We start from the raw sequence: 13,584 nt of genomic DNA, 5'->3' as shown, positions 1-13,584 counted from the left end.
TAACTACCCAACCCAAAACGTGGACAAAAACGTAAATTAAACTTGACAGCATCATTAAACCAAACGCTAGCCTAAAAAAAGCTAGCGTTGAGGCATGTGAATATTTGTTGATGTACTTTGTAGACATAAAGTTTTAAATTAAAAATCAGTTGGTTTAAAAAAAGCATCAACATTTTTTTGAATTATAATCTCCTCGTTTTATAGTGCCTATTAGTCACCATCGCTATCTATGTAGTCAATAGTAATATTTAAAGCTTGCATCATGTCTAATTTAGTATAGATTACATTTTGCTGTAAAGCATCATAAGCTAAAATCATTTTGGCGTTATCCGTTGCAACTTGAGTTGAAAAACTATTGTTTAGAGTAGCAGTAGCAGTGAAAATAGTGGTGAACTGTTTGTTGATGATGCTGCTTAGTTGCTCTCCATTACGGATTGTTTTTAGGTAATCAAGATAAGAACCTAAACCTTCGCCCGTGGCGTTACTATTAAAATGTTTACCGTTAAAGAAATCTTGAGAAGCTTTCAAAGCAGTATTTAATAACTCTTTTGAAAGATCTTTTTTATAAAAAGCTTCTACTTTTTCAGGGTATTTTATGCCACCGGAGAAAAGTCCTGCAGGAATTCCAATTTTTCCTGAACGAACATTTTTTTCTAAATTCTTTACAAAGTTATTTGTTGTACTATTTACTGAGCTTCCCACAGAGGTTCCATTATTAGCTATATAACTAGTTCGATAGCCGGAATTCCAGTCTGTTATTATAAGGTCTGCATTTAATTTTAAGCGGGCAGTAACATCTGTTAAGTACTTTTTATATTTCGTAGCATTTTCATTAGTTGTGTAATGATTCAGAATCAATGCGTCCGTGGTATTTAATCCATTAATTAAATAATCCAAAGCCGGGAAACCTTGCTTGTTAAACTGTGATATTAAAGCCAGATTGTATCCACCTGCAGTTACATTAGCCTCAATACCGGAGACATTAGTAGGATAGGTGTTAGCACTCTCTTTTAAGTAAAGCTCCTCTGATTTACCAAAATTGTATATGGCTACATACTGATACGCTTTGTACGCTTCAATCCAGGATGTTCTTACCGCTTGAAGATTTACTTCAGTCGTAACGCTGTTGAACGTACTAATGTTCGTCGCTAGCACTTCAATTTTAGCTTGGTAATTAACATAGCTTGGGATTATAATATTGTCGGCCCAGTTTGTTAAAAGTAAAGTTCTGTTATAATTATTGCCGTCTATGCCAGTCTCGCTGCTATCACTTGAAGAACAAGCTGCGATAGTCAGTAAAGTACCAAAAAGTATAAATAGTTTTTTCATTTTAAAATATTTTTGCGAAAGTACAAAACCAATCGTTATTGTTTTTATTAATTCTAAATTAATTTACCGTTGCAGCTTGGGTCACTGTAAAGCCAAATCGCGCGGCTATTTGCTCTGATAATGTATCTAACTTGGGCGCTAGGTTATCAATATCCCATAAACCATTAGTGCCACTCACCATACTATTTAACATAGCATCAACTTCTACTTTTGAAAAATAAGGACTATCAGTACCTGGCTTGTTAGTGTATCGCAACGAAAGTATGAAACTGTACGCTTCTGAAAGACCATGAAATGCTTTAGCTCCTTTATCTACAGTTAACTTTCCTTTACCTTCTTGTAGGTAGTAAACGGCTCTAACTGCGGGTATTAAAGCTAGTTTAGCTTTAATAAGATCTATTTGTGCATCACGAGTTACGTAATCGTTGGCTACAATCGCTGCTCTACCAGTACGGAAAGCCAAGTCGATATCTAGTTTAACCGTATTGAAATCAACATCTGCATTTACTTGGTCAATGTAGCTACTCCAAAATTTTGTGCCATCTACACCGTAGATGTATCCGTACCCTTCGTCCCAAAAATGCTCCATTGTAGTGTACGTATTTCCTTCTGCTAAGACTTTATTCGTGTTGTTTATTTTATTTGTCCCTTCGTCTAATTTATTTTTACTTAAGTAGCCATTGACGATTTGATCGATAAAAACGGCTCCCATCATTCCTTTTAACATGACTTGTTGTGGTTCTAATCCATTGCCAGCAAACAATCTTTTGCTGGTCCCATCAAGATAAACACCCGCCACTCCCGCCGAAGCTGTTGCACCTCGGCTAGCCAAATTTGCCAAATTCAATTGAGTTTCAAATAAAGATTGAACATTCAGTTTTTCAGTAGTAGATCCGCCACCTAGGAATAATTGAAAATAGTCTTTTGACGCTGCTGTTTTATCTTTTAATTGTTTGCCTGACGTATTTAACGACGCGTTTGTAAAAGCATTATTGGTATTAGAGTACATTTGGCTTAATGCCGACTGACTAACTTCTGTTCCGTTTGTGGCAGCAACTTTAATACTATTTCCCATCTCCTCTAGCATTAGTAAACGACTGCTTTGTCCTGAAAAGTCAACAGTAGTTGCATTGTTTCTTTCAAAGGAGTATTTTGCTGGAACGGCATATTTATTTGTTTGATCAGGCGTTGACATATCGTCATTTGAACATGAAGTGATTGTTAATCCTGTTACTATTAACGTCGATAATAGAATTTTATTAAGTGTCATAATAATTGTTTATTTAGATTGAATAAGAATAATTTTTTGCAAATATATAATGCAATTTTATAATCTCAAAATTTTATTTAGATTATTTCTAAATAAAATTATTATAAAGGAATTACTACAGTGTTTGGTAGGGTAGAAGATAGGAAATGAGTCTTTTTTTTAACTAATTTTAAAGGAGACTAGAGATGTATTTTATAAAGTTTCTGTTTCGCTTGACAATCTTACTGGTGTAAAGAATACTTTTTCAACTTAATCCAATTTAATTATGCATCAAATTCTTCAAGGACGAGCTCTTCTTTGTAAACGGTTGTTGTAGAGGGGGATGTTTCTTCGGTATTGAAATTTAATTCAGAAAGTCTTTTGTATTCTTTTTGGAGTTTTTCAATTTCACTTTTCTCTTGCAGTAATCCAATCATGGTGGTATTTTTTTGCAAATTTACGGTATACTCTCATAAAAGAAGCAATAAAAAATGTTAAGATTGGGATTTAAAATTAAAGTACTATTTTTACAAAAAAAAACGTGCTTAATTATACCATTTACGAAAATCAGAATAGTACCCAATGGGTAACTTTTGTGCATGGTGCAGGGGGAAGTTCATCAATATGGTTCAAACAAGTCAGGGATTTTAAAAAACATTATAATGTGCTTTTATTGGATTTGCGTGGCCATGGAAACTCTAAATCATCGCTAAAAACGGCCTTCAAACAAAAATATACCTTTTCGGCTCTTGCTAACGATATTATGGAGGTCTTAGATTTTCTAAAAATAGAAAAATCACATTTTGTTGGGATTTCGCTGGGCACAATTCTGATCAGGCAATTAGCTGAAATGTATCCGCATAGGGTAGAAAGCATGATACTTGGTGGGGCAATCTTAAAAATGAATTTCCGCTCTCAAATATTAATGCGTTTGGGTAATACGTTCAAATATGTTTTGCCGTACTTGGTCTTATACCGATTCTTTGCCTTTGTGATTATGCCAAAAAAAAACACAAACAATCTCGTATTCTTTTTATAAATGAGGCGAAAAAATTATACCATAAAGAATTTCTAAAATGGTTTAAACTGACAGCTGAAATCAATCCCATCCTTAAGTGGTTTCGTCAAAGCGAGCTAAATATCCCTACGCTATATGTTATGGGTGAGGAAGATTACATGTTTTTACCATCAGTGAGAAAAGTGGTGGAGAGTCACTATAAGTCGTCAAAACTATTTGTGGTGGCAAACTGTGGTCATGTAGTTAATGTGGAACAACCTAATATTTTTAACGCAGCAGTTCTTTCCTTTATGAACGGAACTAAATAAAAAACGCCGGTATTCTGAGAAGACCGGCGTTCTTTAACTAACCAAAACCAAATAATAAATAACCAGTTTATTACTCTGCAAAGATGGTACATATGTTGGCTATTTGTTGTTAAGATTTTGTTATTAGTTTGTTGTATATAAGTTAAGTTTTTTAACTTTATAGTGTTCTCTTCTACTTCCTGTTGTTATTTGCCATACAGGTTATTATCGTTATAACGGGCCTCTTTCTTCCGCGGGTTCTTATTGATGATTAATTAGTAGTTAGTCCGATTTGCTACAATACATTGCCTTTACTTTTTTAAAACTTTTTTACCACATATTAAAATAATTAGCTGGAGTTAATATGAGAGAATTTGTGTGGTGTTGTTTGTCAGGTGTCTTAGTGCTTGGACTTTCGGTGTGGGAAACCAAAAGACCGTAAATCATATTCTTGGAGTTATGTCTGGTACTGAAAATCCTAAAAAGGACGAAATTACCAACAGATAGCTTTCCCATTGTTGCAGAGTACAAGGTGTTTTAGGATCGGATTTCGCTCTCGGATTAGACTTTTAAGCAGACCTTAATCAACGATAGCATTTTTTAATGATTTGCTATGAATACACTGGAGCTTGAATTAGTGACAAACGATAGGGAGAAGACGGCTCCTTTTATAGCGGTCTCATCGGTTTGTCAATTATTTCGCAATCCGAATCCAGTATTGTATTTTCTGCCGGTGCAACAAAGTTGAAATTAGATAGTCGGATATTGAAGCTCCCGTTTATCACTTTGCTTTTGATATTCCTAAAAGTAAGCTGTTTGAAATCTTTGCTTGGATGGAAAGAAAAACAGTCATCTTAGAAGTTATTTCGCCTGAAAAAATAGCGAATTTTTATAAATGGAATGCGAAGTATTTCTATTTTTATGATAACAACGGAAATGTACTGGAATACATCACACGTTATAATCTTGATACTGATTCGGACAAAATATTTGATAGTAACTCAATCATTTCAGTCAGTGAAATTGTTTTAGTCTTCCAAAATATAGCACTACTCAGTAATGAAATTTACCATAGGTTTGGAGCTACGGTTTTTCCTATGCAACCTAAACTATATAAATTCATTGTTTTAGGAACAGAGACGGGACTTTTTATTTTATCGGAAGAGGGGAGGGATTGGTACCCTACAACTTTAAAAGCAAAGCGGTCCTGGAAAAAAGTAACATTTAGAAACAAGGGTAAAATAAAGGTGTTCTAAACTAATAATTAAACAGTGATGCTTTAGTAGAAAACCACTGTTTTATTGTAATAAACCATCACTTTTCTTTCGGAATGCAGTTTTATAGCTCTAGCCAAAACAGTGCGCTCTAAATCTTTTCCTTTCATGATGAAATCGTCTACAGAATTGATATGGGAAACTCTGGTGATGTCTTGCTCGATAATTGGGCCTTCATCTAATTCTTCCGTAACGTAATGACTGGTGGCGCCAATGATTTTTACTCCTCTCTTAAAAGCGGAGTGATAGGGTTTAGCCCCAGGAAAAGCTGGTAAAAAAGAATGGTGAATATTGATAATTTTGTTTTCGTAAAGCGAAATCAAATTTGGTGTTATGATTTGCATGTAACGAGCCAAAACAATAAAATTGATGTCGTGTTTATGGAGTAATTCGATTTGTTGCTTTTCACCTTCTGCTTTGTTGTCCTTTGTGAAAGGAACATGAAAAAACGGAATGTTGAATTGATCAGCGATGGGTTTTAGGTCCATGTGATTAGATATAATCAAAGGGATTTCCACTTTTAGTTCTCCGGCACTGTAACGCCCTAAAATATCATATAAACAATGATTGTATTTAGAAACGAATAATGCCATTTTTGGTTTTACCTCTTTGTTGTAGAGATCCCAAGACATATTAAAATCAGTGGCTATGGTTTGTTGAAATTCGGATCTTATGGAGGCTAAGGAAATAGATGGATTAGTGAGAGCACTTTCTAATCGCATAAAGAAAACATTTCGTTCTACATCAACATGCTGATCTAAATAGGTGATATTTCCTTCTACTTTTACTATAAAATTAGTCACGGTGGCTATAATTCCTTTTTGGTCTTCACAATGAATAAGCAGAGTAATTTTTTGCATTATAGTTGGCTTTTTGTGTTTTAAATGGTCGACTATTGTGATTTTTAATTCTTTTTTTAGGTAACAAAAAAAGTTTAGTTGTGATTTTCCTATTTCATACAGTGGATGAAAGGAAAATCAAAACTAAACCATTTTACTTAAACTAGACCGGTATAGGATGTTTTATATCGCTGTTTGGCGCTATTTTTTCGTGTAATTTTCGAATAATATGGAGGCAAGTAATAGAATTACAGCTTCTTGTCCTGCAAAGCGAAAACTCTTTGTAATAAAATAGAGGTTCTTGAGCTAAGGTTTGTTCTTATGTTTTTTTCTTCGACAGCCACCATTTTAAAAACTCCATTTAGTGCTTGATTCGTAACATAATCTGTCAAATCTGGATTTACCTTTCTAACTAGCGGAATGCTATTGTATTTAGTAATAATGTTCGCCCACACTTTGTCAGCACCCACTTTAGTGAATGAATTTTTTATTACGGGATTGAACTTCCCGTATAAAGCGGTAGAAGTACTATTTTGTAAATAATTAGTTGCTGAATTTTCACTGCCCATTAAGATTCCTCGAGCATCGGCAAATGACATGTTGGTTACCGCATCCACAAATATAGGAGTCGCTTCTTTTACAGCATCTTCTGCCGCACGATTCAACACTTTAAGACCTTCATCAGCTAGAGAGCTAAGACCAATACTTCTTAATCCGGCATCCACTTTCCTCAATTCTTCCGGCAAAAAAATCTTTACCGCTTCATTCTTGTAAAAACCATCTTCGGCAGTCAGCTTTGTTACCTGTTTAGAAACACCATTATTCAAGGCTTCTTTTAGCCCTCCGGAAATATTAAGAAGTCCAGGACCGTCCGTTTGTGGGAACTGATTCATTACCTGTTGCATCTCAGCGCAACCAAAAAGAGAAAATGCCATTGTTAAAATCAAAAATTTTTTACATGTTCGTCGTTATATTAGTTTACTTCAGCTGCGTTGCCATACGGCTCGAGTCAAAAATACTACTTATTCAAATATAAAGCCACTAATTGTTTTTGTAGCATAAACTTTAGGTTTTATTTGAGGAGCTGTAGCCCCGCTGTGCGCTATATTTTCGTCAAAAAAGCGAAGGATGCCGCTTCTATCGGGGCTAGACGAGAAGATTATTGCTTTTTTATCAACATCTGCAAGGAACATCGGGCAATCATTAAAAAAATTTGTAAATTGCGGCAGTATAATTATCATATTCTCAAAATGAATCCACAAACACCTTATATTCCTAAGAATAAAGTAAGAATTGTTACTGCAGCCGCTCTTTTTGACGGTCACGATGCAGCCATTAATATCATGAGACGAATTATTCAATCTACAGGAGTTGAGGTAATCCATCTTGGTCATGATCGCAGTGTCGACGAAGTGGTGAATACCGCTATACAAGAAGATGCAAATGCGATTGCTTTGACGTCCTATCAAGGAGGTCATATGGAGTATTTTAAATACATGTATGATTTGCTTGTAGAAAAAGGAGCTGGCCACATTAAGATATTTGGAGGAGGAGGAGGAGTGATCTTGCCTTATGAAATTGAAGAATTGCAAGCCTATGGAATTACCCGTATTTATGCACCAGATGATGGTCGTTCTATGGGATTACAGGGAATGATAAATGACTTGGTCGAACGTTCAGATTATCCTGTAGGCGATAAACTAACAAACGAAGTAGAACAATTAGCCTTAAAAAATCCTACGGCGATTGCTAGAATTATTTCTGCGGCAGAGAATTTCCCCAAAATAGCAAAACCTGCTATGGAGGCTATCCATAAAATGAACGAAACTTGCAAAACACCAGTTCTTGGAATTACAGGAACAGGAGGCTCAGGAAAATCGTCTTTAGTGGATGAGTTGGTTCGTCGTTTTCTAGTCGATTTTCCAGAAAAAATAATTGGTTTGATTTCTGTAGATCCATCCAAACGAAAAACAGGAGGAGCGCTCCTGGGGGACAGAATCCGAATGAATGCGATTAACAGTCCAAGAGTTTTCATGCGATCTCTGGCAACGCGTCAATCTAATTTGGCTTTATCAAAATATGTCGCCGATGCGATTCAGGTAATCAAAGCAGCTAAGTATGATATTATCATACTAGAAACTTCAGGTATCGGTCAATCAGATACGGAAATAATGGACCATTCAGATGTATCATTATATGTTATGACACCTGAGTTTGGTGCCGCAACGCAATTGGAAAAAATTGACATGCTTGATTTTGCTGATTTAGTGGCTTTGAACAAATTTGACAAACGCGGCGCTTTAGATGCCATCCGCGATGTGAAAAAACAATACCAACGCAACCATAATTTATGGGATGTGAATCCTGATGAAATGCCTGTTTTTGGAACTATTGCGTCACAGTTCAATGACCCAGGGATGAACACGCTGTATAAAGCGATTATGGATAAGGTGGTTGAGAAAACAAATTCTGATTTGAAATCAACATTCGAAATCACTCGTGAAATGAGCGAGAAAATTTATGTTATTCCACCACACAGAACCCGTTACTTATCTGAGATTGCTGAAAGTAATCGTCATTATGATGAAACGGCTGCGACCCAAGAACAAGTAGCCCAAAAATTATATGGTGTTTTCAAAACAATAGAAACGGTTTCAGGAAAAGTTCCCGTTATCACAAAATCAGGAATTGATGACGCCTCTGTATTGCCAACTGCTATTGAGTCTGAAAAAGAAGGAGCTGCTGAAGATAAAATTTTTTTAAATTTATTATTGAATCAGTTCGATAAAGTAAAAATGGATTTAGATCCGTACAACTGGGAAATCATATTGACTTGGAGTGAAAAAATAAATAAATACAAAGACCCCGTTTATACGTTTAAAGTACGGGATAAAGAGATAAAAATGCCAACGCATACGGAATCACTTTCTCATTCTCAGATTCCGAAAATAGCCTTACCGAAATACAAAGCTTGGGGAGATATTTTACGCTGGTGTTTGCAGGAAAATGTTCCCGGAGAATACCCGTTTACCGCTGGTTTATATCCTTTTAAAAGAGCAGGAGAAGATCCTTCACGTATGTTTGCAGGAGAAGGAGGACCAGAAAGAACAAATAAACGTTTTCATTACGTAAGTGCTGAATTGCCGGCAAAACGATTGTCAACGGCTTTTGACAGTGTGACTTTATATGGAAATGATCCTCACACCCGTCCTGATATTTATGGGAAAATAGGGAATGCTGGAGTTTCTATCTGCTGTTTAGATGATGCTAAAAAATTGTATTCTGGTTTTGACTTAGTTCATGCTTTGACATCAGTAAGTATGACTATTAATGGTCCCGCACCTATGCTATTGGGCTTTTTCATGAATGCTGCTATTGATCAACAATGTGAGTATTACATCAAAGAAAATAGCTTAGAAAAAGAAGTTGAGTTAAAAATCAACGCCATATATAAAGCAAAAGGAGTAGAGCGTCCTCATTATCAAGGCGATTTACCTGTAGGAAATAATGGTTTAGGATTGAAGCTTTTAGGTGTGACCGGAGATCAGGTTTTACCTTTAGATGTTTATAATGAAATCAAAGCGAGAACCTTGTCACAAGTACGTGGAACGGTTCAGGCTGATATTTTAAAAGAAGATCAGGCACAAAACACTTGTATTTTCTCGACTGAATTTGCTTTGCGTTTAATGGGTGATGTGCAGGAATATTTCATCAAAAAAAATGTAAGAAACTTTTATTCGGTTTCAATATCAGGGTATCATATTGCTGAGGCGGGAGCAAATCCAATTACACAATTGGCTTTTACCCTTTCAAACGGATTCACTTATGTGGAATACTATTTGAGTCGCGGCATGAGTATCAATGATTTCGGTCCTAATTTATCTTTCTTCTTTTCGAATGGAGTTGATCCTGAATATGCGGTTATTGGCCGTGTAGCAAGAAAAATTTGGGCGAAAGCCATGAAAAATAAATATGGGGCTAACGAACGTGCTCAAATGTTGAAATACCATATTCAAACATCAGGTCGTTCTTTGCACGCCCAAGAAATTGATTTTAATGATATCCGTACGACTTTACAAGCCTTGTACGCGATTTATGATAACTGTAATTCATTGCATACGAATGCTTATGATGAGGCAATCACAACACCAACAGAGGAGTCGGTGCGTCGTGCGATGGCAATTCAGTTAATTATCAATAAAGAGTTAGGTCTTGCCAAAAATGAAAATCCAATTCAAGGTGCTTTTATTATCGAAGAATTGACTGATTTAGTTGAAGCAGCCGTATTATTAGAATTTGACAGAATCACCGAGCGTGGAGGTGTTTTGGGTGCTATGGAAACCATGTACCAACGTTCTAAAATACAAGAAGAAAGTTTGTATTATGAAACGTTGAAACATACAGGGGAATTCCCAATCATCGGAGTGAATACATTCTTAAGTTCGAAAGGATCGCCAACGGTTATTCCCGCTGAGGTGATTCGGGCAACTGAGAAAGAAAAATTGTACCAAATCACAATGTTGGAAAACTTGCACAAAGCAAATCATGATCAAGTCGATGAAATGCTGAATACGATTCAAGAAGCAGCTATTAACAACGAAAACTTATTCGATCACCTAATGGAAGCGACTAAGGTTTGTTCATTAGGCCAAATCACTGCTGCATTGTTTGAAGTGGGCGGTCAGTATCGAAGAAATATGTAAGCAGACAACCACTTTTTTGCTTTGCAAAAAAGTGGTTGTCTGCTTATCCCGATGTCTATCGGGATCTCATCAAGCGGCGATTTTGTTTATTTTGCTCTGCAAAAAAGCGTGTGAATCGCTTATCCCGATTTTTATCGGGATCTCATCAAGCGACGATTTTGTTTATTTTGCTCTGCAAAAAAAGGGGTTAATCGCTTATCCCGATTTTTATCGGGATCTCATCAAGCAGAGTGTTGATTGCTTTGCAAAAAAATGTGTGAATTGCTTATCTCGATTTTTATCGGAATCTCTTACCAAAAAACCTTCCACTTATGGGAGGTTTTGTCATTTATACTATGCGCTATTATTAAGGTAGCATGCATCCACTATTTCAAAACGCAATACCGGTTAAAAAGAAAATATAAGACCAATGCCTTTGTAAGAAGTATTCTTAAGTGAATAGTAACACTATGCTGTGGGTTAACATTTCATTTGTAATAAAAAAGCTAATAACCTATTTACTAGCACTTTAACAGGTTTAAAGGTGTTAATATATTTTTTTTGTAATCGGTTTCTTTATCGACCCTGTTTTTTATCGGCTATAAAAGAATCTTGTCTATTAGAGGGTGTAATTTTCTTCCTTTTTTTGATTAATGGCTAACTTTATTTAACATTAAGAAGCACTTTATTTTTTTAATAAAGCTCTTAGTGCTAAAAAGGGATTTTTTTTAATTTCACAATTTTCCTTTTGATTGTTGACTTTATTATCAATTTTGAAGAATGTTATTTTTTTGATTCTGCCCCAATCAATATTTTTCGCATATCCTACTTTAGTTTAATTATTGCGCTTTTTGAAGCACAATAAAAGGGTTTTGTTGGCGGCAAAATATCCTTTGAATGATGGCTTACTTCATATTTATGATGAAGATGTTTTTTCTTAATAGTTTCTTCCCCAAGTCTATAAACAACCTGTATAATAAGTTTTATGAAGTAAAAATACTATTATTATGAAAAAGAGTACGATTTTAACAATGCAAAAAAGTGTGCGACATCTTTGTCACACTTTTGCCTGTTCTTTAGAAGCAGGTTTTTCAGATTTTTTTGAAACGAGTAGATCTACGAAGAGACTCGTTTTTTATGTAACGCTGCTGCTGCTGGGATTAGGTTTTACGGCTAATACCTACGGACAGCTTGTCGGTGGGGCGGCTGTCAAGGCTAATTTTGGTATTGATGGCGATGCCTACGCTAACCTGCTGCAATTTGGCAATCTTGGGGGTCCGGCGGATACGGATGACTGGTTTAACACTACCTATGCCGGCAACGGTCGCGGAGTGATAAAGCAAACAGACCCCATTCCGACGACTCCCAACGAGTCCTTTTCATTTAGACAATCAATAACGACGCCGACGGCACCTTATCCTTATCCAATTGTGGACGGTTACTTATGGGTAGATGCTGTTTATGGCAGGGATAACTATGTAAAAGGGGGTAGCGCTGAAAAATCCTATTTCGGAGGTTCTGGAGACAAAAATTCAGATAATCCGTCCACTTGGAATATCGCAAGTGGAGGAAGTGTTCCCGCAAAAGATGACATTATCGACGTTTATGCTCACCTTAGGGGACAGGGACCAAAATTGCCCACTCTAGTTGACCCGAGACCCTTTACAACGCTTTGGGCTTACGCGGCAGCTTCTGTAGTGGTTACCAACGGTAACAAGCATGTCGATTTTGAATTCTTCCGTACCGCTTTAGAAACACCGGCAGACTTGAATGACCCTGCAAAAACCGGCCCTGATGGAGGGAGAACCGCATTTACTTTTAATTTGGACGGATCTGTTTCGATTCCAGGAACCATAATTATTTCTATAGATTATACTAATGGAGGAACATCACCGCAAGTTAGAATCAGGGTATGGATGGACGAAACCGTTTTTAATAACTATGATAATACTGCACCGCTTCGCCCTTTTACCCTCGATAAAAACACGGCTTTCGAAAAAGGGACCGATTCCGGAACTTTCGGCTATGCCGCCATTTTGGAGAACGTAGGAGCTGTACAAAACATATTTGGTAGGGTCAATGATAATGCATCCACATTGGGGCCGCCTTGGGGAACCTTCGAGGGTGTCGGGCCGTCTGCCGTAGCTGACTATCAACCCTTGCAATTCGTGGAAATAGGTATCAACCTTACCGCTTTCGGATTGGATAAACGCGGTACACAGGACCCATGTAGCAATATATTGGGTAGTTTATTGGTTAAAACACGTAGTAGTGGTGGTGGACCGAATGAGGGCGCTTTTGGCAGTGAGCTGAAAGATTTTGCAGGACCTTATTTATTTGGAAACACCGGAACTCCACCAACCGTAACGGTTCCTAATAAGATTGTATGTGAAATTGCAGCAACTGGTTTTGCTACAGTAGACTTGACCGCAGGGGCGACTACTAATCCAGCTGGAGGCACAATTCAGTACTTTTTAAATCCTGACTATACCGGTGAAATAACTTCACCAACGACTTATAGTGCAGCAATTGGCACAAGGACTATTCATACTCGTACCGAAAGCCAAACCAATCCGGGTTGTTTTGGATACGGAACGTTTACAGTAACTGTTAATGCGAATGCGACAGCTAATGCCGGACCAGACGAAGTGAAATGCCAGACGGCTCCTTCAGGACCTACCTCATTTACTTTGGCAGGAACTGCAACAAACGGAACGCCAGGTTGGGCTCAGGTAGGACAAACAGGTACGGCTAATGCTAATATAAATGATCCTGGATCATTAACTTCTACAGTTAGTGTTTCCGGAGTTGGTACTGTAACGCTTCGTCTTACTACTACAAGTAATTCAACACCACCTTGCGATCCAGCAACTGATGATGTAGTATTGACAGTAAATGCTAATCCA

The 13,584-nt window shown here is 36.8% G+C and carries 9 protein-coding genes and 1 pseudogene; 4 read left to right on the top strand and 6 right to left on the bottom strand.

Features of this window, described 5'->3' with window-relative positions; translation table 11 throughout:
- Positions 1-210 precede the first annotated feature (210 nt).
- From A3SG_RS0115195 to A3SG_RS21925, 3 genes are all read right to left on the bottom strand, one after another.
- Positions 211-1,329, bottom strand: a complete 1,119-nt coding sequence (locus tag A3SG_RS0115195) for an imelysin family protein (protein ID WP_016990860.1) — start codon at positions 1,327-1,329, stop codon at positions 211-213.
- Between the two features lie 58 nt (positions 1,330-1,387).
- Entirely contained in the window at positions 1,388-2,599 is a 1,212-nt protein-coding gene (locus A3SG_RS0115190; protein ID WP_029596841.1) for a DUF4856 domain-containing protein, read from the bottom strand.
- A gap of 263 nt (positions 2,600-2,862) precedes the next feature.
- Complete coding sequence (locus tag A3SG_RS21925) at positions 2,863-3,015, bottom strand: hypothetical protein (RefSeq protein WP_016990858.1); 153 nt, start codon at positions 3,013-3,015, stop codon at positions 2,863-2,865.
- Positions 3,016-3,119: 104 nt separating this feature from the next.
- Between A3SG_RS21925 and A3SG_RS20085 the strand changes: the two are divergent.
- Positions 3,120-3,904 (top strand): annotated as a pseudogene (locus tag A3SG_RS20085) (alpha/beta fold hydrolase).
- Positions 3,905-4,716: 812 nt separating this feature from the next.
- Positions 4,717-5,139, top strand: a complete 423-nt coding sequence (locus A3SG_RS0115175; protein WP_016990857.1) for a hypothetical protein — start codon at positions 4,717-4,719, stop codon at positions 5,137-5,139.
- A gap of 23 nt (positions 5,140-5,162) precedes the next feature.
- On the opposite strand, the gene purU is transcribed toward A3SG_RS0115175, so the two are convergent.
- From purU to A3SG_RS0115160, 3 genes are all read right to left on the bottom strand, one after another.
- Positions 5,163-6,017, bottom strand: a complete 855-nt coding sequence (gene purU, locus A3SG_RS0115170) for a formyltetrahydrofolate deformylase (RefSeq protein WP_016990856.1) — start codon at positions 6,015-6,017, stop codon at positions 5,163-5,165.
- 227 nt (positions 6,018-6,244) lie between these two features.
- Positions 6,245-6,931 carry a DUF4197 domain-containing protein gene (locus A3SG_RS0115165; RefSeq protein ID WP_016990855.1) on the bottom strand — a complete coding sequence of 229 codons (687 nt, stop codon included), beginning with the start codon at positions 6,929-6,931 and terminating at the stop codon, positions 6,245-6,247.
- An 87-nt stretch (positions 6,932-7,018) separates the two neighbouring features.
- Positions 7,019-7,189: a hypothetical protein gene (locus tag A3SG_RS0115160; RefSeq protein WP_198008531.1), complete on the bottom strand. Its 171-nt coding sequence runs from the start codon at positions 7,187-7,189 to the stop codon at positions 7,019-7,021.
- Positions 7,190-7,246: 57 nt separating this feature from the next.
- On the opposite strand from A3SG_RS0115160, the gene A3SG_RS0115155 reads away from it, so the two are divergent.
- Both A3SG_RS0115155 and A3SG_RS20080 read left to right on the top strand, forming a co-directional pair.
- Positions 7,247-10,699, top strand: coding sequence for a methylmalonyl-CoA mutase family protein (locus tag A3SG_RS0115155; RefSeq protein WP_016990853.1), 3,453 nt, complete (start codon positions 7,247-7,249; stop codon positions 10,697-10,699).
- A gap of 986 nt (positions 10,700-11,685) precedes the next feature.
- Positions 11,686-13,584: hypothetical protein (locus A3SG_RS20080; protein ID WP_035664235.1), on the top strand; the 1,899-nt coding region annotated here is incomplete at its 3' end.

Source organism: Flavobacterium sp. ACAM 123, from assembly GCF_000264055.1.
Classification (GTDB): Bacteria; Bacteroidota; Bacteroidia; order Flavobacteriales; family Flavobacteriaceae; genus Flavobacterium.
The sequence above is the reverse complement of the archived record's forward strand: the minus strand, read 5'-3'. Positions and strand labels throughout refer to the sequence as shown.